This is a genomic window from Cellulomonas sp. McL0617 (assembly GCF_049994875.1).
Lineage (GTDB): Bacteria > Actinomycetota > Actinomycetes > Actinomycetales > Cellulomonadaceae > Cellulomonas.
Genome location: NZ_CP188256.1, coordinates 2,295,252 through 2,319,333 on the forward strand (window position 1 = coordinate 2,295,252; position 24,082 = coordinate 2,319,333).

Here is a 24,082-nt window from a genome sequence, read left to right on the forward strand (position 1 = left end):
GTCAGCGCAGCACGCCGCCGTCGACCCGCACGGGCGCGGGACGCCCGGGCGTGACGGCGTCGTCGGGCAGCCCGGAGCTGTCCGCGAGCGCCTGCACCAGGTCGACGGTGTCTTTGGCCAGGACCCACAGTCCGACGACGAGGTCGATGGGGTCGATGCGCTCGGGCGCCGCCGGCCGGTCGGCGCCGGTGGGCTCGGCGACGAGGGGCGGGAGGTCGAAGGTCTCCGCGAGGTCGTCGACGAGCAGGAGCGCCACGTCGTTGCGCAGCTGGTCGAGCACGCGGCTGGCGGGCATGGTGGCCAGCCAGCGGTCGATGCCGAGCTGCTGCCAGATCAGTGCGGCGTTGGTCGCCGGGCGTCCGTGCGCCAGCCCCTTACGCAGCCGTACGCCCTCCGCGGTCTGGCCCGCCTGCCGCCCGAGCGCCGCGACCCCAGCCGCGAGCGCACCGACGACGTCGGCCCCCGACACGAGCGAGAGGGCGGTGAGCCGACCCGTGAGCGAGGCGACGAGGGCGGCCGTCGTGCGACCGGCCCGGTCGGGCTCGTCGACCAGCCGGACGTCGGCGCGGCGGTTCACGGCGCTGCCGTCACGGTGACCTCGAGCGGCACGCCGGCGGGCTGCAGCCCGCGGAACGTCACCAGGCCGCGGTACACCCCCGGCGGGACGTCCGCCGGGACCCGGAGCCGCACGGTGACCCGGGCCTGCTCGGCGGGTGCGAGGAGCGAGAACGCGGGCCGCGCGTCGGCGTCGACGAACCATGTGGTGCCGTCGTCGCCGACGAGCGGGGTGAGGACCGCGGCCAGCGCGGTGTGCACCCGCTGGCGGTTCTCGACGTCGAGCTGCACGGAGGTGCGACCGCCGACCGGCGCGGAGACGGTCAACGCGATCGGCGCGTCCGGGCGCAGGACCGTGCCGGGGCTGTGGGGCTCGAACATGCCCTGCACGCGGCGCAGGTAGCGGAGCGTCTCGTCGACCATCCGCCCCTGGAACTCGGTCTGCAGCCGCAGGATCTCGCTCAGTGCCTCGCCGGCGCCCTGCGGTGGTTCGGTCATCGACTGCTCCGCTCGGTAGACAGCTCCGTCGAACTACAGCGTCCTGTCGATGACGTAGTGCAGCATCTCGCGCAGAAAATGACGATAGTCCGCCGACTCGTCGTCGCGGGAGGGCCCGAGCACCTTCGCATCCAGCTCGAGCGCCTTGCGCGAGTACCGCTGTGCCAGCGCGCGGCCGTGGTCCACCGACCCGGCGCGCTCCATCGCGGCGGCGAGCCAGGTCACCTCGACGGCGTCCTTGTCGGCGCGCGGCACGCTCAGCAGGCGCAGGGCCCGCTCGCGGTCCGTCGCGGGCGCGTTCCGCAGGAAGTGCAGGAGCATCACGGTCCGTTTGCCCTCCCACAGGTCGCCGGCGGTCTCCTTGCCGTAGGCGCCCTCGTCGGCGACGAGGTTCAGCACGTCGTCGGTGATCTGGAACGCGACCCCGGCGTGGAAGCCGAGGGCGACGAGCGAGAGGAGCTCCTCGGGCGTGGGACGACCCTCGCCGGGTGGCGACCCGCAGATGACGCCGATCCGCAAGGGCGCGATCACGGTGTACCAGCAGGTCTTCTTGTAGACCATCCGCACGTAGTCGCGATCCTCCAGGTCGAACGTGCCGGCGGCGATCCAGTCGAGCTCGATGGCCTGACCCTCCACCGACTCCCGGGCCATCCGCTCGAACTCGCGGAGCACCAGCAGGGCCTTGCGGACGCCGATCGTCGAGACGTTCTCCAGCAGCACGCCCACCGACAAGATGTTGGTGGCGTCACCGACGTTGATGGCGACGGGCACACCCCGGTCGGCGAACAGGGTCGCGCGACCGCGGCGGAACGTGGAGGCGTCCTCGATGTCGTCGTGCACCAGGAAGCCGTTGTGCAGCAGCTCGAGCGCCGTGGCGGACCCCAGCGCCTGGTCCCGCCCGCCGCCCGCAGCGATCGCGGCGCTCAGGCAGATCGCGGGGCGCAGTCCCTTGCCCTCGCGGAGCGGGTAGTCGGCGACGAGGTCGTAGAGCGGCCCGTAGCCCGTAGCCCGACGACGCGCGACCAGCTCGGCGATCTCGCCGCGCACGAGGTCGCGCGCGTCGGCGAGGACGCGCGCGACCAGTCGTTCGTCGTGGGCCACGGGTGCCCCTCGTCTGGGTCAGGCCTTGACGAGCGAACGGAGCACGTACTGCAGGATCCCGCCGTTGCGGTAGTAGTCCGCCTCGCCGGGGGTGTCGATGCGCAGGACCGCGTCGAAGGAGACCGTCGAGCCGTCCTTCTTGGTGGCCGTGACCGCGAGCGTGCGCGGCGTCGTGCCGTCGTTCAGCGCCGTGACGCCGACGATGTCGAACGTCTCCGTGCCGTCCAGGCCGAGCGAGTCGGCCGACTCGCCCTCCGGGAACTGCAGCGGCAGCACGCCCATCCCGATGAGGTTGGAGCGGTGGATGCGCTCGAAGCTCTCGGTGATGACGGCCTTGACGCCCAGGAGGCTGGTGCCCTTGGCGGCCCAGTCGCGCGACGAGCCCGACCCGTACTCCTTGCCGCCGAGCACGACGAGCGGGATGCCTTCGGCCTGGTAGGCCTGCGAGGCGTCGTAGATCGAGGTCTGCTCGCCGGTGAGGAGGTTCTGCGTGAAGCCGCCCTCGACGCCAGGGACCAGCTGGTTGCGCAGCCGGATGTTGGCGAACGTGCCGCGGATCATGACCTCGTGGTTGCCGCGGCGCGAGCCGTAGCTGTTGAAGTCGCGACGCTCGACGCCGTGCTCGGCCAGGTAGAGGCCCGCGGGGCTGTCGGCCTTGATCGAGCCGGCCGGGCTGATGTGGTCGGTGGTCACCGAGTCGCCCAGCTTGGCCAGGACGCGGGCGCCGTGGAAGTCGACCACCGGCGACGGCGTCGCCTGCATGCCGTCGAAGTAGGGGGGCTTGCGCACGTAGGTCGACTGCGGGTCCCACTCGAACGTGTCGCCCTCGGGCGTCGGCAGCGAGCGCCATCGGTCGTCGCCCGTGAACACGTCGGCGTAGTCCTTGGTGAACATCGCGCGGTCGATCGAGGCGTCGATCGTGGTCTGGACCTCCTCCGGGGACGGCCAGATGTCGCGCAGGAAGATGGGCTGACCGGCCTCGTCGCGACCCAGCGGGTCGGACTCGAAGTCGAAGTCCATGGTCCCGGCCAGCGAGTACGCGATGACCAGCGGCGGGGAGGCCAGGTAGTTCATCTTGATGTCGGGGTTGATGCGCCCCTCGAAGTTGCGGTTGCCGGACAGCACCGCGGCGACGGCCAGGTCGTGCTCCTGCACGACCTCGGAGATCTTCTCGTCGAGCGGGCCCGAGTTGCCGATGCAGGTGGCGCAGCCGTAGCCCACCAGGTGGAAGCCCAGCTTCTCCAGGTACGGCCACAGGCCGGCCTTCTCGTAGTAGTTCGTGACCACCTGCGAGCCGGGTGCCATCGACGTCTTGACCCACGGCTTGGCGGTGAGGCCCTTCTCCACCGCCTTCTTCGCGACGAGCGCCGCGGCGATCATCACCGACGGGTTGGACGTGTTGGTGCAGCTCGTGATGGACGCGATCGCGACCGCGCCGTGGAACAGGTCGAACGACCGGCCCTGGGAGTCGACCGTCGGGAACGTCCGCGTGGCCGAGGAGGTGATCGCCGGGGAGTCGGAGGCGGGGAACGACTCCTCCTCGGCCTCGTCGACACCGTTGGCCGCCTCGGGCGCGTAGGTGGGCAGGTCGCGCTGGAACTGCTCCTTGGCCCGCGACAGCTCGATGCGGTCCTGCGGGCGCTTCGGGCCGGCGATCGACGGGACGACCGTCGACAGGTCGAGCTCGAGGTACTCCGAGAACACGGGCTCGACGTAGGAGTCCAGGCTCGGGTCGAGCCACATGCCCTGCTCCTTGGCGTACGCCTCCACGAGCGCCAGCTGCTCCTCGGAGCGGCCGGTCAGGCGCAGGTAGTCCAGGGTCACGCCGTCGATCGGGAACATCGCCGCGGTGGAGCCGAACTCCGGGCTCATGTTGCCGATGGTCGCGCGGTTGGCCAGCGGCACCGACGCGACGCCCTCGCCGTAGAACTCGACGAACTTGCCGACGACGCCGTGCTGGCGCAGCTTCTGCGTGATCGTCAGGACGATGTCGGTGGCCGTCACGCCGGACGGGATCGTGCCCGTGAGCTTGAAGCCGACGACGCGCGGGATGAGCATCGAGACGGGCTGGCCGAGCATGGCCGCCTCGGCCTCGATGCCGCCGACGCCCCAGCCCAGCACGCCCAGGCCGTTGACCATCGTGGTGTGCGAGTCGGTGCCGACGCAGGTGTCGGGGTAGGCCTTGCCGTCGCGGACCATGACGCCGCGCGCCAGGTACTCGATGTTGACCTGGTGCACGATGCCGGTGCCCGGCGGGACGACCTTGAAGTCGTCGAACGCGGTCTGGCCCCAGCGCAGGAACTGGTAGCGCTCCTTGTTGCGCTCGTACTCCAGGGCGACGTTGCGCTCGAACGCGTCGGCGCGACCGGCCACGTCGATCTGCACGGAGTGGTCGATGACCAGCTCGGCGGGTGCCAGCGGGTTGATGCGGGTGGCGTCGCCGCCCAGGTCCACGACGGCCTCGCGCATGGTGGCCAGGTCGACCACGCAGGGCACGCCCGTGAAGTCCTGCATGATCACGCGCGCCGGCGTGAACTGGATCTCGGTGTCGGGCTGCGCGTCCGGGTCCCACGTCGCCAGGGCGTTGACGTGGTCGGCGGTGATGTTCGCGCCGTCCTCGGTGCGCAGGAGGTTCTCCGCGAGGACCTTCAGGCTGAACGGGAGCTTCTCGACTCCCGGGACGGCGGAAAGACGATAGATCTCGTAGGAGGCGTCACCGACCTCGAGTGTTCCTTTGGATCCGAAGCTGTTGACGTCGCTCACGGGGGCTCCTTCGCTGGCGAGAACGTGCCGGGGATGGGGGTCACCCGGACGGCTGGCGAGTGCGTCCTGTCACCCTACGGGGCGCGGGTCGCAATTTATCTCGACATCAAGATACATGCTCCGGCGGCCGGTTGCACGCAGATCGACCCTCGTCTCACGACGAGGGTCGATGTCGGATCAATCCGCGTCGGGATGCTCCGCAGCTCTTTCCGAATCCAGAGCCACCTGGGCCTTGTGCTGCGCCTCGACCGCCCTCTGGTGCGCCCGCGGGTCGTAGTCGGGTGTGCCCTGCTTGAACAGCTCCTGCGTGGCCACCCTCCTCGCCTCGGCCAGCCGGCTGTGCGCGTCCTTGTCACTCATCGGCCTGCTCCTCCCGCCGGACCGCAGAGGACCGGCTTCCGTTCCACGCTAGTCCCGCGTCCGGACCCGCGCAGCGCTGGCGTGCACGCCGGTGCGCGGGTACGCGCCCGGCTCAGCGGGTGAAGACCGCGACCGACTCCAGGTGGTGCGTCATCGGGAACAGGTCGTAGGCCTGCAGGTCGGTCAACCCGTACCCGTCGGCGGCGAACAGGGCGATGTCGCGGGCCAGGGCTGCCGGGTCGCACGCGACATAGACCACGCGCTCCGGACGCAGGGCGGTGATGCCCGCGACGACCGCGCGACCCGCCCCCGTGCGCGGCGGGTCCAGCACGACCGCGTCCGCGTGCACGACGTCCGAGTCCGCATCCTCGCGACCCGTGAGCACCTTCGCCACGTCGCCGGCGTGCATCTCGACGTTGGCGCGGTCGAACAGGTTCCGGCGGGCGTCCTTGACCGCCCGGGCGTCGCCTTCGACCGAGACGACCTCACCGGTCTCGCCGACGGCGTCGGACAACGGGGCGGTGAACAGGCCGGACCCCGAGTACAGGTCGAGCACCGCGGCACCGTCGACGTCGCCGAGGCCCGCGAGCACCGCCTTGACCAGAAGCTCGGGCGCCTCCCGGTGGACCTGCCAGAACCCGGCGCCGGCCACGCGGAAGCTGTACCCGCGCTCCCCCACCTGCACGTGCTCGCGCACGGCGGTGCGGGCGTTGGTCCTGCCGTCCATGCGGCCGCGGCCCAGGTCGTAGGGCGCGTCGTCGACGAGCACCATCGGGGCGTCGCCGCTCGACGGCGCGATCGCCTCGACGCGCGCGCCCGCGGTCCAGCGCCGCCCGAACAGGTCCAGCGCCGCGATCGCGTCACTGGCGAGCGGCATCGAGTCGAGGATCTTGATCGTGTGCGAGCGGAAGCCGTGCATCCCCGCGCGCCCCTCGGCGTCGGCCACGAGGTCGATGCGGGTGCGCCAGCCGAGGCCGCCGCGCTCGTCGTCGCCCGGTGCCGCCTGCACGGGGACGTCGAGGTCGAGCCTGGCCAGGCGCTGCAGCTGCTCGGCCAGGACCGCCTTCTTCCAGGCGCGCTGCCCGGTCAGCGACACATGAGCCAGCTCACCTCCGCCGACGCCACCGGGACCGGCGGCCGGCCAAGCCGACTCGACGCGGTCGGGCGACGCGTCCAGGACCTCGACGGCGTCGGCCCGCCAGAACTTCGCCGCGTCGCCGTGGTCCGTCAGCCGTGCGCGGACCCGCTCGCCCGGCAACGTGTGCCGGACGAAGACGACCCGACCCTCGTGCCGGGCGACACAGTGGCCGCCGTGCGCGACGGGCCCGATCTCGAGCTCGATCAGGTCGTTGCGCAGGGACGCTTCAGGGTCAGTAGCCACGCGGAACGGTACCCCGGACCGGGTCCTCGAGCCCCGTCTGCCCCTCGGTGGACGCCAGCTGCCAGGGCACGGAGGCGACGACGACGCCCGGCGTGAACAGCAGCCGGCCCTTCAGGCGCAGGGCGCTCTGGTTGTGCAGCAGCTGCTCCCACCAGTGCCCGACGACGTACTCCGGGATGTAGACCACGACGAGGTCGCGGGGGCTGTCGCGACGGATGGAGCGGACGTACGTCAGCACCGGGCGCGTGATCTCGCGGAACGGCGAGTCGAGCACGCGCAGCGGCACGGGGATCGCCAGCTCCTCCCACTGGGCGCGCAGCGCCTCGACGTCCTCGGGGTCGACGCCGACCGTGAGGGCCTCCAGGATCTGCGGCCGCGACGCCCGGGCGTAGGAGAGGGCGCGCATCGTGGGCCGGTGCAGGTGACTGACCAGGACGATGGCGTGCACGCGGCTGGGGAGCGCGCGGGCGGAGGCGGCGTCGGCACCCAGCGCCAGCTCGGCGCGGACCTGCGCGTAGTGCCGGTGGATCGACTGCATGAGCGCGAACACGATCGCCATGGCCAGGATCGCGATCCAGGCGCCGTGCGTGAACTTGGTGATGAGGACGACCACGAGCACGGTCGCCGTCATGATGAAGCCGATGGTGTTGATCACCCGCGACCGCATCATCCGGGCGCGCTCGGCCGGGTCGGCCTCGGTGCGCAGGTGCCGACCCCAGTGCTTGATCATGCCGAACTGGCTGACCGTGAACGACACGAAGACGCCCACGATGTACAGCTGGATCAGTCGGGTGACCTCGGCGTCGAACGCGATGATGAGCGCGATCGCGGCGAGCGCCAAGGTCACGATGCCGTTGGAGAACGCGAGCCGGTCGCCGCGGGTGTGCAGCTGGCGGGGCAGGAAGCCGTCGCGCGCCAGGATCGAGCCGAGCACGGGGAAGCCGTTGAACGCGGTGTTGGCGGCCAGGATGAGGATGAGGCCGGTGACGATCGAGACGATGACCGCCATCCACGGGACGTCGTGGAACACGGCGGTCGAGATCTGGCTGATGACGGGGTGCTGGATGTAGGTGGCCTCGACCGGCTGCCCGTTGCGGGTCAGCTGGGTCATCGGGTCGTCGGCGAACGTCACGTGGGTGGCCCGCGCGAGCAGCAGGATCGACAAGATCATGGTGACCGAGATCCCGCCGAGCAGGGCCAGCGTCGTCGCCGCGTTCTTCGACTTCGGCTTCTTGAACGCCGGGACGCCGTTGCTGATGGCCTCGACGCCGGTCAGGGCGGCACAGCCGGACGCAAAGGCGCGCAGGATGAGGAAGAACCCGGCGAGCCCGGAGACACCCTCGTTGAGGCCCGACCCGGGCAACAGCTGCAGCTGTGCGCTCTCCGCCATCGCGAGGTTGCCCGTGAGGAACTGGATCGCGCCCACGATCGCGACCGCGCCGATCGCGAACATGAACATGTAGACCGGGATGGCGAACAGCGTCCCCGACTCCTTGACCCCGCGCAGGTTGGCGACGGTCAGGAGGATGACGAGCCCGACGGCGAACGCCGCCTCGTGGCCGCGCAGTGGCGGAAAGGCTGTGGCCGCGTACTGCGCCCCCGACGAGATCGACACCGCGACGGTGAGCACGTAGTCGACGAGCAGCGCGCTGGCCACGGTGACGCCGGCGGTGGGGCCGAGGTTGGTGGTCGCGACCTCGTAGTCACCGCCGCCCGACGGGTAGGCGTGCACGTTCTGCCGGTAGGACGCGACCACGACGAGCATCACGAACGCGACGGCGAGCCCGACCCACGGCGAGATCACCAGGGCCGACGCGCCGGCCAGCGACAGGGTCAGCAGGATCTCGTCGGGCGCGTACGCCACCGACGAGAGCGCGTCCGAGGCGAACACGGGCAGCGCGATGCGCTTGGGGATGAGGGTGTGGCCGAGCCGGTCGCTGCGGACGGGGCGTCCGAGCAGCAGGCGTTTGGCGGCATCCGAGAGGTCCGACACGATGGCTCATGCTAGGCGGCTCCGGGGCCACTGACACCACCGACGCACGACCCATCTGGATCCGGGTCTCACGGACCCCGCCCGGACGTATAGCGTGCGCACTGTGCACTTCGTGATCATGGGCTGCGGCCGGGTCGGCGCCTCGCTGGCGCAGAACCTCGAGGAACACGGGCACTCGGTGTCCGTCATCGACCAGAACCCGGAAGCGTTCCGACGCCTCGACCCGAGCTTCGAGGGCAACAAGGTCACCGGGCTGGGGTTCGACCGCGACACGCTCACGCAGGCCGGCATCGAGGACGCGTTCGCCTTCGCGGCGGTCTCCGACGGCGACAACTCGAACATCCTGGCCGCGCGCGTGGTCCGCGAGACGTTCGGCATCGAGAACGTGGTCGCCCGCATCTACGACCCGCACCGCGCCGAGATCTACCAGCGCCTCGGCATCCCCACGGTCGCGACCGTGCGGTGGACCGCCTTCCAGGTGCTGCGCCGCCTGCTGCCCATGGGTGCCACCGACGAGTACCGCGACTACTCGGGCAAGATCCAGCTCTCCCAGATCGACATCCACGAGGGCTGGGTGGGCAAGCCGCTGCGCGCCCTCGAGGAGGCCAGCGGGGCCCGGGTCGCCTACGTCACGCGCTACGGCGAAGGCATCCTGCCCACGTCGACCACCGTCCTGCAGGAGAACGACACCGTGCACGTGCTGCTCCTCGCCGCGGAGACCGCCCTGGTCGAACGCATCCTCACGAGTCCCCCGGCGGTGTCCCAGTGAGGGTCGTCATCGCGGGAGCCGGGTCCGTCGGCCGGTCCATCGCGCGTGAGCTGCTCGGCCACGGGCACGAGGTCACCCTGATCGACCGGCAGCCGTCGGCCATGCGCGTGTCGCAGGTCGCCGACGCCGACTGGCTGCTCGCCGACGCGTGCGAGCTGCCGACGCTGCGCCAGGTCAAGGCCGACGAGGCCGACGTGGTCGTCGCCGCCACCGGCGACGACAAGGCCAACCTGGTCATCTCGCTGCTGGCCAAGACCGAGTTCGGGGTGCCGCGCACGGTCGCCCGCGTGAACAACCCGAAGAACGAGTGGATGTTCGACGAGGCGTGGGGCGTGGACGTCGCCGTCTCGACGCCGCGCATCATGACGGCGATGGTCGAGGAGGCCGTGACCGTGGGCGACCTGGTGCGGATCTTCACGTTCCACCAGTCGCGCGCCGACATCCTCGAGCTGACTCTTCCCGAGGGGTCGCCGCTGGCCGGCGTCCGCGTCGGTCAGATCCAGTGGCCGGCCGACACCGTTCTCGCCGCGATCGTGCGCGACACCCGGCCGATCGCCCCCAGCGCCGACGACACCCTCGAGGGTCGCGACGAGTTGCTGTTCGTCACGGGGCGGGATGCGGACGAGTCTGAGCTGGAAGCTTTGTTGACCCGCGGACCAGCAGCCAGCTGATCCAGAGCGCGAGCGCCGTGCCGGGGATCCCCATCACGAGCTTGGCGGTGCCGAGCCAGCCCGTCTCGGACGCGAAGTACAGGGGCACCTGGACCGCCAGGCGGACCCCGAACAGGGCCACCAACGGCCACGTGGCGAGCGCGTAGCGGCGTCGCAGCGCCCGGTCCTGCCGCCAGGCGACCGCCGCGCTCCAGCTCCCGTCGCTCGACAACGGGCCCTCCGGCCGGAACAGCCCCATCACGAGCCCGACGACGGGCCAGCCGATGACGATCGAGAGCAGCGTCGCCAGGAAGTAGGCGACGTTGACCCACAGCCCGTACGCGAAGTAGTCGTTGGCGTCGCCGGTCTTCCACGCCCAGAACACGCCGATGCCGACGCCGAGCAGTCCCGAGAACGCCTGCGTGACTGGCGTGCGCTGCACCAGCCGCACGACCACCGCGATCACCGCGGCCGCCCCGGCGGCGATCAGGGCCGGCTTGAGGGTCTGTCCGGTGGCGAGGTACACGACGACGAACAACAGGCCGGGTGCGACCGACTCGACGACCCCACGCGTCCCGCCGACCACGTCCTTGGCGGAGAACTCGTCGGCCGTGAGCGCGCGGACGCCGCGCAGACCGCCCTCCTCGGGCTGGACGAGGTCGTCGATCGCGTCGAGCGCTCCGTCGACCGGGTCTGCGTCCGCGTGCTGCTCACTCACCGGGGCGCGGCCGGAGCTCGTAGCGCGGGTTGAACACGGTCCGCCGGCCGTCGACGAGACAGACGAGACCCTCGATCTTGAGCCGGCGACCGGGGGCGATGCCGGCGATCTCCCGCCGACCGAGCCAGACGAGGTCCAGCGACCCGCTGCCGTCGTACAGCTCGGCCTCGAGGGCCGGCACGCCCTCGCGCGGGCGCAACGTGACCGAGCGGATCACGCCGGACACGCTGGCGCGCGACCGGTTGCTCAGCTGGTCGACGGGCGTGCAACCGACCGACCGGTGCGCGTCCTGGCGCTCCTCGTCGGCCTCGATCTGCTCCTGCGACGCGACCGCCATCTTCAGGCGTTCCTTGATGCTCATCGGATCTCCGTGATCTCGGGTCCGCGGGTCAGCGGGTCGAAGCTGGGCGTCTCGGGCTCCGACGGCGTGAGCTCCGGGTTGGCCGGTCCGGGCAGCGTGAGCGTCAGCAGGTCGCGGGGGGCGCGGGCGTCGGTGCCGCGCACGACGACGATGCCCGCGAACACCTTCTCCAGCGGCGCGGCCGCGGCCGGGTCGACGGCGGCGCGTCCCGTGAGGACACCGCGGACGAACCAGCGGGGACCGTCGGCGCCGATGAACCGGGCCGGCCGGTGGCCTGTGCGCCCCTCGGGGGTACGGATGGGGAGCCGCGCGAGCAGCTCGCGGCCGAACGGGCCGGGCAGGTCGTCGACAGAGCCGCCCTGCTGCGTCACCGACTCGGCGATCTCGCCGCGGATCTCGTCCCAGATCCCGTCGGTCCTCGGCGCCGCGAACGCCTGCACCTGCAGGGAGGAACCGTCGAGCATGACCGACGCGGCCGAGACGGTGTCCGTCGCCTTGTCGATCTCCATCCGCAGCTCCATGCCCTGGACGCCGGGAAGCTTGATCGCGCCGAGGTCCACCAGCGCGATGTCGTCGGTCACCTCGGCGGAGTCCCACGGACCCCCGGTGCGCTCGAACGGCTCGGCGACGACGTCGACCACCTCGTCGAGCTCGTCGATCTCCTCGGTCTCGCCGTCGACCGCCTCGTCGACCGCTGCGTCGACGGCGCTCGCCTCATCGGTGGTGGAATCCTTCCCACCACGTCGGAACAGACCCACGTTCGCTCACTCCTCCTGGACGCGCGTACTGCGACGCGCGTTCGTGCCTGCGGTGCGCAGACCCTTCGACTGTGCCTACTCCACGACAGTAGTCCCGCTCCTAGCCCGCCGGAGCCGCCTTCCACCCTCCGCTGGACCCGAAGCCGCCCGCGCCGCGGTGCGATCCGGGCAGGTGCTCGACCGCCACGAACCGCACGCGCTCGACGCGCTGGATCACCAGCTGCGCGATCCGGTCGCCGCGATGCAGCTCGAGAGCGTGCTCGACGTCCGTGTTGAGCAGCGTCACCGCGATCTCGCCCCGGTAGCCCGCGTCGACCGTGCCCGGCGCGTTGACGATGGTCAGCCCGTGCCGCATGGCAAGCCCGGACCGGGGGTGGACGAACGCCGCGTACCCGTCGGGCAGGGCGATCGCGACACCGGTCGGCACCGTCACCCGGCCCTGCGGCGGGATCACGACGTCGATGCGCGTGACCAGGTCCGCGCCTGCGTCGCCGGGATGCGCGTACGAGGGTTCGGGCAGGTCCGGCTCCAGGAGCTGGAGCAGGACCTCGGGGCTGTGGTCGGCCGTCACGGGGCCAGACCCTACCGGCCCGGGTGGGATGCTGTGGGCATGCCCGATGTTCCTGGCGGCTCCGCGCTGCCCGCACCCGTCCCTCCGACGAGCACCGTCTACTCCGAGCGGCTCACCCTCGGTCCGCTCGGTTGGGTCCTCCTGGTCGTGTTCGCGCTGATGATGGTGATCGCGTTCTACCCGGTCGACGTCCGGCTGGCGGTCGGGCTCGGCGTGGTCGTGGTCGTCGCCGGTGCGCTCGCGCTCGTCGCCACGGCGCCGCCCGTGCGCGTCGACGGCACCTCGCTGCAGGCCGGTCCTGCACAGATCCCCCTCCGCCTCGTCGGCGGCGCGGTGGCACTCGACGCGGCGGCGACCCGGACCGAGCTGGGCCCGCGCCTCGACGCCCGCGCGTACCTGTGCCAGCGCGGTTGGATCCACACCGCCGTCCGGGTCGACCTGGTGGACCCGCTGGACCCGACGCCGTACTGGATCGTCTCGACGCGTCATCCCGTCGCGCTGGCGGCTGCCCTGACGGGATCGTGAACCAGGACGGCCGGCCGCCCCGTGGGGGCGACCGGCCGTCGTCAGGTCAGGTGGGTGAACGCGTCAGGCGGCGCACTCGGAGCAGACGGGGTGCCCGTCACGCTCGTAGGCGAGCTGGCTGCGGTGGTGCACGAGGAAGCAGCTCGAGCAGGTGAACTCGTCAGCCTGACGGGGCAGCACGCGCACGGAGAGCTCTTCGCCCGACAGGTCCGCTCCGGGGAGCTCGAACCCTTCGGCCGCCTCGGTCTCGTCCTCGTCCACCACGCCCGAGTTCTTGTCGGACCGCCGGGCCTGGAGCTCCTGGAGCGAGTCCTCGCTCAGGTCCTCCTCGGTCTTGCGCGGGGCGTCGTAGTCGGTAGCCATGTCTGGCGTCACACTCCGGGTCTTGTGGTGCTCGGGATATCTCTTCGTACGCGGGATCAATGCGCAGCGAATGCGTTTTGTTCCCGGTCGCGGGTGGGATTCTGCACCAGATCCGCCGGATGCGCGAACAGTGACAGGACATCTGCCTGATCAGGCCCGTTGGTCAACTGTCCTGGTCAGCGTCGGATGCCTCGAGGTAGGCCACCAGCTCCTCGACGCGCCCGGGGGGACCGGCGACGGTCATGGCCTCGCCCGCCCGGTGCCCGCGCAGGCCCGTGACCACGGCACCGGCCTCCTGTGCGACGAGCGAACCGGCCGCCAGGTCCCACGGCTGCAGACCGCGCTCGTAGTAGAGGTCGAGGCCCCCGGACGCCAACGTGCACAGGTCGAGCGCCGCCGACCCGATGCGACGGATGTCACGTACCTGCGGCAGCAGACCCGCCACCACCCGTGCCTGGTTGCGCCTCCGGGCCGCGACGTAGCCGAAGCCGGTGCCGACGAGGCAACCGATCAGCGGCTGCGGTTCGTTGACCTGCAACGTCCGGCCGTCGAGCGTGGCGCCCTGCCCGAGGCCGGCCAGGAAGACCCGGCCGTCCTTCGGGGCGAGCACGCAGCCGGCCAGCACGGTCCACGTCGCGGGGTCCGGTGACGTGCCGACCGGCGACCGCACCGCCGCGACGGACACGGCGTACGCGGGCAGCCCGTAGAGGTAGTTCACGGTGCCGTCGATCGGGTCGACCACCCACCAGACGCCCGACGAGCCCGGCGTCAACGAGCCCTCCTCGCCGAGCAGGCCGTCGTCGGGCCGGAGCTCGGCGAGCCGCCGTCGCAGCAACGCCTCGGAGGCCAGGTCCATCGCCGTGACCACGTCCTGCGCGCTGGACTTGGTCCCCGCGACCGACACCTCCCCCTCACGTCCCGCGCGGACCAGCTCGCCGGCCTCGCGGGCGACGGTCTGGGCGACGTGCATGAGCGTGCGGATCTCGTCGGTCACCCGCACATCCTGGCAGCGTCCGCGCGGCACACCGCCCAGGGTCCACGGCTCCGGACCGGATCGGTGGCACTCTCGTCCCGAGGTACTGGGAGGTCGAATGGCTGAGCTCGAGCTGGTGGGTCTGCACGAGGACGGGGAACATCTCGTCCTGGTGGGTCCGGACGGTGCACGATTCCGGTTGCGGATCGACGAGCCGCTGCGCGCTGCCGTGCGCCGCGACCGGCCGCAGCTCGAGCAGCTGCGCGCCGAGAACGCCGGCACCCTGAGCCCCCGGGAGATCCAGGCCCGCATCCGCGCCGGCGCGACGACGCAGGAGGTCGCCGACTCGGCGGGCCTGCCCGTCGAACGGGTCCGCCGCTACGAGGGGCCCGTCCTGGCGGAGCGCGAGCACGTCGCCGAACAGGCTCGCGGTACCCGTGTCGGTCGAGAGACCGGAGCACCCCTTCTCGGCGACCTCGTCACCGACCGGCTGGCGGCCCGCGGCGTCGACCTCGCTTCGCTCGCCTGGGACTCCGCCCGCGACGCCAACGGTCCCTGGGTGGTCCTGGCGCGGTTCACGGTCGACGACTCCGAACGGGAGGCCCGGTGGACCTTCGACGCGTCGAAGCGGACCGTCGTCGCCGACGAGGACGAGGCACGCTGGCTGTCCGAGACGGAGCTCCCGGACGAGCCGGTGTCGCGCCGGCACCTCGCGGCCGTCCGGGACGTCGTGTTCGACTTCCAGCCCGACGGCACGACGGTGCGCACCACCAGCGCCACCGTCGTCGAGCCGCAGCCCGAGCCCGCGCCGAGCGACCCGCTGGACCAGACCGCCGCGCTGCTGGACGACCTGCGCGACCGTCGCGGGGTGCGGCAGGCCCTCGAGCTCGACGACGAGGACACCGAGGAGTTCGAGGGCTTCGGGCCGCAGCACGCGTTCGACTTCGGCCGTCCCGACGTCGAGGCTCCCGGTGCACACCCGCAGGACGCCGACCCCGCCCAGGAGGCGGTCGTCTATCCGGTGCCCGTCAGGGTGCCCACCGCGATCGCACTGGCCGCCGCAAACACGTCCGACCAGGACGACCACGAGGGCCACGAGGGCCACGAGGCCCACGGCGACCGTCCTCGGGCCGCGCGGCGCGGGCGTGCCAAGGTCCCCAGCTGGGACGAGATCGTCTTCGGGGCCAAGCCGGAGTAGGTGCCGGTCAGCCGGTCTCGAAGTCGAGGGTCTGCATCGAGGGCGACGAGGCACGAGCCGCCGCGGCGGTCATCCGTCGCATGTGGTGGCGCCGACAGAGCACCTCGTACCCGACCTCGTCGGCACCCGAGTCGACGTCGCCGACGACCACCTGCGCACCCTCGACCACCATCGCGCCGCCGACCGTCCGCGCGTTGTGGGTGGCGCGGGCGCCGCACCAGCACAGCGCCATGACCTGCAGCACCTCGACCCGGTCCGCCAGCTCGACCAGCCGGGCCGCGCCCGGGAACAGGCGGGCACGGAAGTCGGTCGAGATGCCGAACGCGAACACGTCCACGCCGAGCTCGTCGACCACCCGCGCCAGCTGCTCGACCTGCAGCGCCGTGTAGAACTGCGCCTCGTCGCCGATCAGGTAGTCGACCGGGTGCCCGTGCGTGCGCCGCGCGATGACGTCGGCCCAGAAGTCGGTCGCGTCCTCGACCTCGTGGGCGCCCTGCGTCAGGCCGAGCCGCGACGAGATGACCGCCTTCCCCGCGCGGTCCTGCCGCGTGAACAGGACGCCGTCGCGGCCGCGGGCAGCGTGGTTGTGGTGCATCTGGAGCGCGAGCGTGGACTTGCCGCAGTCCATCGTGCCGGAGAAGAAGACCAGCTCGGCCACCGGTCAGGCACCGCCCTTCGGGCCGCTCATGCGACGACGACGCACGGCACGAGCATCTCGTGACGCGTCAGCGAGCCGTGCACGCCGATCAGCTCCAGCGAGGCAGGTGTCTGCGTCGCCGAGTCCACGACGGTCGCGCGCCCGGTCATGGCGACGACGACGTCTCCGATGACGGGCGCCACGTGGTCGGCCACCTCGCCGAACCAGCCCTGGTCGGACGCCTCGTCGCGCGTGGCGACGACAGCCGCGGACCCGAGCACGTCGCGCCATCGTCCTGCGACGTCCTGCGGGTCCGTGCCGGCCGCGAGGTGCAGGTGCAGCGCCCGCGGCTCCCCCGCGGCGAGCTCCACCCCGGCTCCGAGCGCGGGGTGGGTGGCCAGGTCCCAGCGCTGGCTCAGGTCGACATCGACCATGCCGTGGTCCGCCGTCACCAGGAGCAGCGCGTCCCGCGGCAGGCTGCGGGCGAGGCGCCCGAGCTCGGCGTCCAGCTCGGCCAGCGCGTCGCCCCACTGCAGCGAGCCCCAGCCGTTGCGGTGGCCGGCCTTGTCGACGTCACCCCAGTACAGGTACGCGACACCGGGCGAGCGCAGGACAGCGACGGTGGCGTCGACGCGGTCCGCGAGCGACTCCGCCCGCACGTACACCGGCCCCCGCAGCGCCGCCTCGGTCAGGCCGGACCCCGCGAACCGCGCGGGACCGATGCTCGTCACGCTGACGCCGGCATCCGTGAGGCGCTCGAAGACCGTGGGCTCGCGCTGCCACTCGCGGGCGGGAGGTAGACCGGTCCAGCTCACGAGGTTGCCCAGCAGGCCGGTGGCGGGGTCACGCACCGTGTAGCCCAGCATCCCCGTGCGACCGGGCGGGACGCCGACCCCGAACGTGCCCATCGCGGTGGCGGTCGTGGACGGGAACGTGCTGGTCAGCGGCGTCGACGCACCCAGCTGCCGGCGCAGGAACGGCGCGTGACCCGCGCGCTCGGACAGGTTGGCGTAGCCGAGGCCGTCGACGAGAACGACGCACACGCGCGACGCTGCCGGCAGGCCCAGGAGCTCCTGCGACTGCGCGGCACCGGGCAGGTCGACGCCCAGCGAGCCACCCACGGCCGGCAGGACGTTGCCCAGGCACGGGTACGCGGAGCTCGGCGCGACCAGGTCCGCCGTCGCGAACGCGGCGAGCGCCTCCGACGACGCGGTCGTGAGGACCGACTCGAGGTCGGTCATCGGGCGCGGGCGCTGGCCGCCGAGAGCTGCCGGGCGAACGTCGTCGCGGCGCGGACCGAGTCGGCGCCCTCCGCGAGCGCGCTGACCCGGACCACGACGTCGTCCGGGGCGAGCGTGCCCGTCAGCCCGTGGTCGGCGTCGCAGCTCGGGTCGCCGCAGGTGGCGGGTTCGAGGTCGACGCGCGAGACGGCTCCCCAACCGATCACGAGCGTGAGCTCGGACGCGCCCGTGCCGGCCTTGTGCTTGTCGGGCTGCCCGACCACGTGGGTGAGCGCGACCGACTTCAGCTCGGCGAGCGGGACCGCCTCCGTGGTGGCCGATGCGCTGGCCGAGGGGTGCTCCGAGTCGGCGGGGTGGTCGTCCACATGGGCGACCACGAGCCGCGTCGGGGTCAGGACGAGGACGGTGACGTGGCGGCGCACCTCGGCGGCGTCGAACGTGGTCTCGGGGTGGACCAGGTGTGCGACGACGTCCTCGTCCGCGAGCGCCACGTCGAGGACGTCGCTGACGAGCTCCGGGTAGTAGCCGGCACGGTGGAGGTCGACGCGCAGGTCGGTGGAGGGAGCAGACACCAGGACATCCTCCCACTCGTGACGACCGCGCGGGCTGCTCATGTGGATGACAGCCTCCGGGTCGCGTCGGCGCGGTCGGCGTGGGCCACGGAGGCGCGCGCGCCGAGCACGACCGCCCCGTGCTCGGAGACGACAACCGGGTTGAGCTCGAGCGAGCGCAGCTCGGGCAGGTCGTCGGCCAGGACCGCGACGCGCGCGATGAGCTCCTCGAGCGCGCCGACGTCCAGCGCCGGCAGCCCGCGGTACCCGAACAGGCGCGGGGCCGCCCGGGCGGACCGCACGAGCTCGGCGACATCGACGTCGGTGAGCGGCGGCACGCCGTAGGTGACGTCGCCGAGCAGGTCTGACGCGTCCCCGGCCAGCCCGAAGCTGATGATCGGGCCGAAGAGCGGGTCCTCCGCGGACCGCACCACGCACGCCGACCCGTGCGGCGCCATCGCCTGGACCTCGAGCGGGGGTCCGTCGCCGGCCGCCCCGAACGCGTCCGCGAGCGCCAGCACCTCGCTCACGTCGCCGCGCAGCTCGGCCTCGTCGGCGACGTCCAGCCGGACGCCACCCAGATCCGCCCGGTGCCGCATCGCCGGGACGGTCGTCTTGAGCGCGACGGGCCAGCCGATCCGCTCGGCGACGGCGACCGCCTCGTCGGCGTCCCGCACCGGGAAGGACGGCACCACCCGGACCCCGATCGTGGCGAGCAGGGCCGCGACCTGCTCGGCGTCGAGCGCGCGGGCGCCGCCGTCCGGTGCTACCCAGCCCGCGACCAGCCGCCGTGCGGAACGGGTGTCGACACCGCTGGGGTGCAGCGGGAGCCCCCGGTCCCCGGACCGCCACTGCGCGTACCGCGCGGCCCGGCCGAGCGCCAGTGCCGCGTCCTCGGGCGTGCTGTACGCGGGTACGGTCCACGGCCGGTCGGCGTCGTCGGTCGCCGTCAGCTCCGGCGTCAGGCCGTGCAGCTGGTCCATGCACGCCACCGTCGTGCGGCCGGTCCGTGCGGCCGCGCCGGCGAGCTCCGCCTGCAGGACCGGGTCGGGTCCGCCCACGGTCGGGATGCGCACGGCGACGACGACGTCGCTGTCGGGGTCGGCATACAGCGCGGCCACCGCGTCGCGGACCCGCGGCGCCGACGCGTCCTCCGCCAGCAGGACCACCTGCCCCGACACGACCAGCCCGGCCGCGGTCGCCGCCTCCGCGACCAACGTCGCGATCGAGGCGGAGCTGGCCAGGATCGCCGTGCGCCGACCCGCCGGCAGCGGCTGGTGCGCGAGCACCTGCGCGACGTCCAGGAGCTGGTGGGTGTTGTCGACGCGGACGACACCCGCCTGCCGCAGCATCTCGGCGAGCGTCCGAGGCGGTGCGTGTGTAGCCCGGACGGCGTGTCCGGGCGGGACCACCTGGCCGGACCGCCCAGCCGTCACGACGACGACCGGTTTGAGCTGCGACAGCCGGCGAGCCACGCGGGAGAACTTGCGGGGGTTGCCGATCGACTCCAGGTACAGGCCGACGACGTCCGTGCCCTCGTCATCCGCCCAGAACTGCATGAGGTCGTTGCCCGACACGTCGGCGCGATGCCCCGCCGAGACGAACTCGGACAGCCCGATCCCCCGCCGGCGCACCGCCGCGAGCAGCGCCACGGCCATGGGGGCGGACTGGCAGAACAGCCCGATCCGCCCCTCCGCCGGCGGCACCTGGGCCAGCGAGGCGTTCAGCAGGGCACCGCGGCGGTGCGCCAGCAGCCCGAACGACCCCGGACCGACGATGCGCATCCCGGCGCCGTGGGCGACGCGGAGCAGCTCCCGCTGCCGCTCGACGCCGTCCGGTCCGTCCTCGGCAAAGCCGGCGGACAGCAGCACGACGCCCCGGACCCCGAGCCGGGCAAGGTCCCGGACCGTGCCGACCGCGGCGTCCGACGGCACGGCGACGACCGCCAGCTCGACCGGCCCGAGAACGTCGACCAGGGCGACCGACGGCGCGCCCGGGATACCCACGGCGTGGACCACGAGCTCGGCATCGCCCGCGCGCAGGTCACGGAGCACCGCGGCGGCGAGCCGACCGACCAGTGTCTGGTCGGCGACGCCGGGCCCGACCACCACCACCGACAGCGCTTCGAGCAGCTGCCGCACCGAGCGGGCCTCGGCCCGGTGCTCGCGGTCGGCCATCACGGCGAGCGACCGGTCCGTCGGGTCGATGTCGAAGCTCAGCGCGACGATCCCGTCCTCGGTGCGCTGCTCGACCACGTAGCCCGCCTCCCGGAAGACCGAGATCATGCGGCCGTTCTGGGGCAGGACCTCCGCCACGAACCGGCCGACCCCGCGCTCGCGGGCGGCCGCGGCGAGGTGCTCGAGCAGCACCGACCCGACGCCGCGGCCCTGGTGCGCGTCGGCGACGTTGAACGCGACCTCCGCGTCGTCGTCGTCGATCCGGTCGTACCGCGCGACGCCGATGATGTGCTCGGCCCCGTCGACGTCCGCGACCGCCACGAGCGCCACCCGGTCGGCGTGGTCGACCGTCACCAACCGCTGCAGGTCCCGCTCGGACAGCCGCTCCATCGCAGCGAAGAACCGCAGGTAGATCGATCGCTCGGACTGGCTGACGTGGAAGGCCTGCAGAGCATCCGCATCCGTCGGCCGGATCGGTCGGACGTGCGTCGTGGACCCGTCGTGCAGCACGACGTCCGCCTCCCACCCGGCCGGGTACGCGGGATGCTCGTCGGCTTCGTCGGCGACGTCTTCCATGTCCTGCAGGTTAGTGCGGCCCCCTGCGCGCCGCGGCCTGTCGCGGCCCGCCGCGCGGGTCCACGGTCCACAATGGTCGCCGCACCGCAGTCCTGCCCCGAGGAGCACCAACGATGGCGCGTCGCCCCGCGACCCCTGACGTCCCGCCCGACGACGTCGTCGAACACATCGTCGACATCGACGTCGCCACCGAGATGGAGGGCTCGTTCCTCGAGTACGCCTACTCGGTCATCTACTCCCGAGCCCTGCCTGACGCCCGCGACGGCCTCAAGCCCGTGCAACGCCGCATCCTCTTCCAGATGTCCGAGATGGGCCTGCGCCCGGACCGCCCGTACGTGAAGTCGGCGCGTGTCGTCGGCGACGTCATGGGCCGGCTGCACCCGCACGGCGACACGGCGATCTACGACGCCATGGTCCGCCTGGCCCAGCCGTTCTCGCTGCGGCTGCCGCTGATCGACGGCCACGGCAACTTCGGCTCGCTCGACGACGGACCGGCCGCACCCCGGTACACCGAGGCGCGGATGGCGCCGGCCGCGCTGGCCATGACCACGGGTCTGGACGAGGACGTCGTCGACTTCGTGCCCAACTACGACAACAAGCTGACGCAGCCGGAGGTCCTCCCCGCCGCGATCCCGAACCTGCTGGTCAACGGCGCGGCCGGCATCGCGGTCGGCATGGCCACCAACATGGCGCCGCACAACCTGGTCGAGGTGATCGCGGCCGCGCGGCACCTCGTCCTGCACCCGGACGCGACGCTCGAGGACCTGCTGCGGTTCGTGCCCGGCCCGGACCTGCCCTCGGGCGGCAAGATCGTCGGGCTCGACGGCGTGCGCGACGCCTATCGCACCGGTCGCGGCGCGTTCCGCACGCGCGCGACGGCCCGCATCGAGAACGTCACGCCCAAGCGCAAGGGCATCGTCATCACCGAGCTCCCCTACGGTGTCGGGCCCGAGAAGGTGATCGAGAAGGTCAAGGAGGGCGTGCAGACCAAGAAGCTCACCGGCATCTCGGATGCGATCGACCTCACCGACCGCACGCACGGCCTGCGTCTGGTCATCGAGATCAAGACGGGATTCGTCCCGGAGGCGGTGCTGGAGCAGCTGTACCGGTTCACGCCCCTGGAGGACTCGTTCTCCATCAACAACGTCGCGCTCGTCGCCGGACAGCCGCGCACGCTCGGGCTGCGTGAGCTGCTGGTGGTCTGGGTGGAGCACCGCCTGGTCGTCGTGCGGCGCCGCAGCGAGTTCCGGCTGGCCAAGCGTCTCGAGCGCCTGCACCTCGTCGAGGGCCTGCTCGTCGCGATCCTCGACATCGACGAGGTCATCCAGGTCATCCGCACGTCCGACGACGCGGACACCGCTCGCGCCCGACTGCGCACCGTGTTCGACCTGTCCGAGCCGCAGGCCGAGTACATCCTCGAGCTGCGGCTCCGACGCCTGACCCGGTTCTCCCGGATCGAGCTGGAGAAGGAGCAGGAGCAGCTCGCCGCCGAGATCGCCGAGCTGCGCGAGATCCTGGCCGACGACGCCCGGCTGCGGGCGCTCGTCTCCGAGGAGATGGCCGAGGTCGCCGCCACCTACGGCACGCCCCGGCGCACGATCCTGCTGGAGTCCGCGGGCGGCACCTCGATCACGGGCGCGCCGGCCGCGCGGGGTGCCGCGGCGCCCCTCGAGATCGCCGACACGCCGTGCTGGGTCCTGCTCTCGGGCACGGGACTGCTCGCCCGGACGGCGGCCGACGAGCTGCCCGCGCGCCTCGAGGGTGCGCGCCGCGCGAAGCACGACGTCGTCTCGGCGACCGTCCTGACCACCGCTCGCGCCGAGATCGGCGTCGTCACGTCACAGGGCCGGGTCGTGCGCGTCTCGGTCCTCGACCTCCCGGCCCTCCCGCCCACGGACGGCACCCCGAGCCTGTCGGGCGGCGTGCCCCTGGGCGAGGTGGTCACGCTGCTCCCCCGCGAGCGAGTGGTCGGTCTGACGTCGCTGGCCGGGGACGCACCGACGCTGGCGCTGGCCACCGTCCAGGGCACCGTCAAGCGCGTCACGTCCGGCGACGTGCCGGGCAACCGGGACGCGTGGGAGGCGATCGGGCTCAAGGACGGCGACGAGGTGGTCGGTGCGGTGGCGGTCGCCGACTCCGACGAGCTCGTTCTCGTGGCCTCCGACGCGTCGCTGCTGCACTTCCCCGCGTCCGCCGTCCGACCGCAGGGCCGCGCCGCCGGCGGCATGGCCGGGATCAAGCTCGCGGCCGGCCAGCGCGTGGTCGCGTTCGCCGCGGTGCTCGCGTCCCAGGCCGCGCAGGCCGTGGTGGTGACCGTCGCCGGCGCCTCCGACGCCCTGCCGGGTACCCAGGCCGGCTCGGCCAAGGTCAGCCCGTTCGAGGCCTACCCGGCCAAGGGTCGGGCGACGGGGGGCGTGCGCGCCCACCGGTTCCTGCGCAACGAGGACGCCCTGATCCTCGCGTGGGTGGGCGTCGCTCCCGCGTGGGCGACCGGGTCCGCGGGTCAGCCGGTCGAGCTGCCCGCGCTCGACCCACGGCGTGACATGTCCGGGACGGCGCTCAGCGCGCCGGTACACGCAGTCGGCTGAGCGCCCGCGCCGCGTCGACCATCGAGACGACGTTGTCGGGCATGCCCGGCCGACCGACGACGGGCCGCGGTCTCGGCTCGGGCGCCTGACGCTGCCGCGCGTTGCGCCCGACCACCGCGGTGGCGATCGACGCCTGGGCGACGACGTACGTGAGCATGACCCAGAAGTCGTGGTGGGGCAGGTGGAACGACGGGACGAACTCGTTCAGCGCGATCAGCCCGTCGGACACCAGGAACACGGCACCCCCGACACCGGCCGGTCGCCCGACCCCGGTGGACAGGACCGCCATCGCGGTCAGGCATCCGCCGTAGACGGCGACGGGGATCAGCAGAGATCCCGCGCCTCCCCCGCAGGCCCCGACCATGGCGACCAGGACCGCTGCGTAGGGCACGAGCAGCACGGGCCGGCGGTGCAGCACGGACCGGCGTGCGTCCGGCGCGAACGCCACGACGTAGGCCACCTGGGCGAGCAGGAAGAAGCCGACCATCACCAGGAACGCTGTGTCGTCGCCGACGAAGGACGGAACCAGGTCGCCGAGCCAGGAGAACCCCAGAGCGACCAGCACCCACCTCACCAGGTGCCCCCGGGGCCACCGCGTCGCGGCGACGAGCGCTCCGGCGAGCAAGGGCATCAGGGCCCACTGGCCGACCTGCGCCACCCGCTGCGCGCCGATCCACTCGGCCGACACCTGGATGAGCGCGACGGCCCCGAAGGCCACGACGCAGATCCGTGCGGCCCAGGACAACGTCCGCCCCACCACGACCTCCTCGACGCC

General features: G+C 72.5%; 23 protein-coding genes. 5 read left to right on the plus strand and 18 right to left on the minus strand.

The features are described 5' to 3' along the window. Position 1: 1 nt before the first annotated feature. The 7 genes from ACPPVS_RS10415 to ACPPVS_RS10445 all read right to left on the minus strand — a co-directional run bounded on the left by ACPPVS_RS10415 (position 2) and on the right by ACPPVS_RS10445 (position 8,651). Positions 2-577, minus strand: a complete 576-nt coding sequence (locus tag ACPPVS_RS10415) for a hypothetical protein (RefSeq protein ID WP_426592199.1) — start codon at positions 575-577, stop codon at positions 2-4. Then, on the minus strand, positions 574-1,053 hold the full coding sequence (locus ACPPVS_RS10420; RefSeq protein ID WP_426592200.1) for a hypothetical protein: 480 nt from the start codon (positions 1,051-1,053) through the stop codon (positions 574-576). The genes ACPPVS_RS10415 and ACPPVS_RS10420 overlap by 4 nt, the downstream gene beginning before the upstream one ends. A 33-nt stretch (positions 1,054-1,086) precedes the next feature. Then, positions 1,087-2,154, minus strand: coding sequence for a polyprenyl synthetase family protein (locus ACPPVS_RS10425; RefSeq protein WP_426592201.1), 1,068 nt, complete (start codon positions 2,152-2,154; stop codon positions 1,087-1,089). Positions 2,155-2,172: 18 nt separating this feature from the next. Further along, positions 2,173-4,917 carry an aconitate hydratase AcnA gene (gene acnA / locus ACPPVS_RS10430; protein WP_426592202.1) on the minus strand — a complete coding sequence of 915 codons (2,745 nt, stop codon included), beginning with the start codon at positions 4,915-4,917 and terminating at the stop codon, positions 2,173-2,175. 177 nt (positions 4,918-5,094) lie between these two features. Beyond that, a complete protein-coding gene (locus ACPPVS_RS10435) occupies positions 5,095-5,277 on the minus strand; it encodes a translation initiation factor 2 (protein ID WP_426592203.1) in 183 nt (60 codons plus the stop codon). 112 nt (positions 5,278-5,389) lie between these two features. After that, on the minus strand, positions 5,390-6,658 hold the full coding sequence (locus tag ACPPVS_RS10440; protein WP_426592204.1) for a class I SAM-dependent RNA methyltransferase: 1,269 nt from the start codon (positions 6,656-6,658) through the stop codon (positions 5,390-5,392). After that, positions 6,648-8,651 (minus strand): APC family permease, encoded by a 2,004-nt coding sequence (locus ACPPVS_RS10445; protein ID WP_426592205.1) that lies wholly within the window; start codon positions 8,649-8,651, stop codon positions 6,648-6,650. Before ACPPVS_RS10445 ends, ACPPVS_RS10440 begins: the two co-directional genes overlap by 11 nt. Positions 8,652-8,769: 118 nt before the next feature. On the opposite strand from ACPPVS_RS10445, the gene ACPPVS_RS10450 reads away from it, so the two are divergent. Together ACPPVS_RS10450 and ACPPVS_RS10455 are read left to right on the plus strand one after the other, a co-directional pair. Further along, positions 8,770-9,420 (plus strand): potassium channel family protein, encoded by a 651-nt coding sequence (locus tag ACPPVS_RS10450; RefSeq protein WP_426595946.1) that lies wholly within the window; start codon positions 8,770-8,772, stop codon positions 9,418-9,420. Further along, positions 9,417-10,091 carry a potassium channel family protein gene (locus tag ACPPVS_RS10455; RefSeq protein ID WP_426592206.1) on the plus strand — a complete coding sequence of 225 codons (675 nt, stop codon included), beginning with the start codon at positions 9,417-9,419 and terminating at the stop codon, positions 10,089-10,091. Before ACPPVS_RS10450 ends, ACPPVS_RS10455 begins: the two co-directional genes overlap by 4 nt. On the opposite strand, the gene ACPPVS_RS10460 is transcribed toward ACPPVS_RS10455, so the two are convergent. The 4 genes from ACPPVS_RS10460 to dut all read right to left on the minus strand — a co-directional run bounded on the left by ACPPVS_RS10460 (position 10,024) and on the right by dut (position 12,478). Then, the gene (locus tag ACPPVS_RS10460) at positions 10,024-10,788 is read right to left on the minus strand and encodes a DUF3159 domain-containing protein (RefSeq protein WP_426592207.1); all 765 of its coding nucleotides are present in this window, start codon (positions 10,786-10,788) and stop codon (positions 10,024-10,026) included. The two genes, ACPPVS_RS10455 and ACPPVS_RS10460, sit on opposite strands and share 68 nt — an antisense overlap. Continuing rightward, positions 10,781-11,149, minus strand: coding sequence for an OB-fold nucleic acid binding domain-containing protein (locus tag ACPPVS_RS10465; RefSeq protein ID WP_426592208.1), 369 nt, complete (start codon positions 11,147-11,149; stop codon positions 10,781-10,783). The genes ACPPVS_RS10460 and ACPPVS_RS10465 overlap by 8 nt, the downstream gene beginning before the upstream one ends. Then, positions 11,146-11,907: a DUF3710 domain-containing protein gene (locus ACPPVS_RS10470; RefSeq protein ID WP_426592209.1), complete on the minus strand. Its 762-nt coding sequence runs from the start codon at positions 11,905-11,907 to the stop codon at positions 11,146-11,148. Before ACPPVS_RS10470 ends, ACPPVS_RS10465 begins: the two co-directional genes overlap by 4 nt. A 100-nt stretch (positions 11,908-12,007) precedes the next feature. Next, entirely contained in the window at positions 12,008-12,478 is a 471-nt protein-coding gene (gene dut / locus ACPPVS_RS10475; RefSeq protein ID WP_426592210.1) for a dUTP diphosphatase, read from the minus strand. 39 nt (positions 12,479-12,517) lie between these two features. Between dut and ACPPVS_RS10480 the strand changes: the two genes are divergently transcribed. Further along, on the plus strand, positions 12,518-13,003 hold the full coding sequence (locus tag ACPPVS_RS10480; protein ID WP_426592211.1) for a DUF3093 domain-containing protein: 486 nt from the start codon (positions 12,518-12,520) through the stop codon (positions 13,001-13,003). A 63-nt stretch (positions 13,004-13,066) separates the two neighbouring features. Here the strand turns inward: ACPPVS_RS10480 and ACPPVS_RS10485 are convergent, their stop codons facing one another. Both ACPPVS_RS10485 and ACPPVS_RS10490 read right to left on the minus strand, forming a co-directional pair. Beyond that, on the minus strand, positions 13,067-13,366 hold the full coding sequence (locus tag ACPPVS_RS10485) for a DUF4193 domain-containing protein (RefSeq protein WP_028046491.1): 300 nt from the start codon (positions 13,364-13,366) through the stop codon (positions 13,067-13,069). Between the two features lie 163 nt (positions 13,367-13,529). Beyond that, entirely contained in the window at positions 13,530-14,336 is an 807-nt protein-coding gene (locus tag ACPPVS_RS10490) for an inositol monophosphatase family protein (RefSeq protein ID WP_426595947.1), read from the minus strand. Positions 14,337-14,457: 121 nt separating this feature from the next. On the opposite strand from ACPPVS_RS10490, the gene sepH reads away from it, so the two are divergent. Further along, positions 14,458-15,537, plus strand: coding sequence for a septation protein SepH (sepH, locus tag ACPPVS_RS10495; RefSeq protein WP_426592212.1), 1,080 nt, complete (start codon positions 14,458-14,460; stop codon positions 15,535-15,537). 7 nt (positions 15,538-15,544) lie between these two features. On the opposite strand, the gene ACPPVS_RS10500 is transcribed toward sepH, so the two are convergent. From ACPPVS_RS10500 to ACPPVS_RS10515, 4 genes are read right to left on the minus strand one after another with little or no spacing between them, the layout of a single operon-like run. Next, positions 15,545-16,195 (minus strand): thymidine kinase, encoded by a 651-nt coding sequence (locus ACPPVS_RS10500; protein WP_426592213.1) that lies wholly within the window; start codon positions 16,193-16,195, stop codon positions 15,545-15,547. 26 nt (positions 16,196-16,221) lie between these two features. Next, entirely contained in the window at positions 16,222-17,415 is a 1,194-nt protein-coding gene (locus tag ACPPVS_RS10505) for an alkaline phosphatase family protein (protein WP_426592214.1), read from the minus strand. After that, on the minus strand, positions 17,412-17,987 hold the full coding sequence (locus tag ACPPVS_RS10510; RefSeq protein ID WP_426592215.1) for a DUF5998 family protein: 576 nt from the start codon (positions 17,985-17,987) through the stop codon (positions 17,412-17,414). Before ACPPVS_RS10510 ends, ACPPVS_RS10505 begins: the two co-directional genes overlap by 4 nt. Before the next feature lie 38 nt (positions 17,988-18,025). Continuing rightward, positions 18,026-20,719 carry a GNAT family N-acetyltransferase gene (locus ACPPVS_RS10515; protein WP_426592216.1) on the minus strand — a complete coding sequence of 898 codons (2,694 nt, stop codon included), beginning with the start codon at positions 20,717-20,719 and terminating at the stop codon, positions 18,026-18,028. 113 nt (positions 20,720-20,832) lie between these two features. Here ACPPVS_RS10515 and ACPPVS_RS10520 point away from each other — a divergent pair, with 113 nt between their 5' ends. Beyond that, complete coding sequence (locus ACPPVS_RS10520) at positions 20,833-23,307, plus strand: DNA gyrase/topoisomerase IV subunit A (RefSeq protein WP_426592217.1); 2,475 nt, start codon at positions 20,833-20,835, stop codon at positions 23,305-23,307. On the opposite strand, the gene ACPPVS_RS10525 is transcribed toward ACPPVS_RS10520, so the two are convergent. Further along, complete coding sequence (locus tag ACPPVS_RS10525; RefSeq protein ID WP_426592218.1) at positions 23,279-24,064, minus strand: lysoplasmalogenase; 786 nt, start codon at positions 24,062-24,064, stop codon at positions 23,279-23,281. The genes ACPPVS_RS10520 and ACPPVS_RS10525 overlap by 29 nt on opposite strands. Positions 24,065-24,082: the final 18 nt, after the last annotated feature.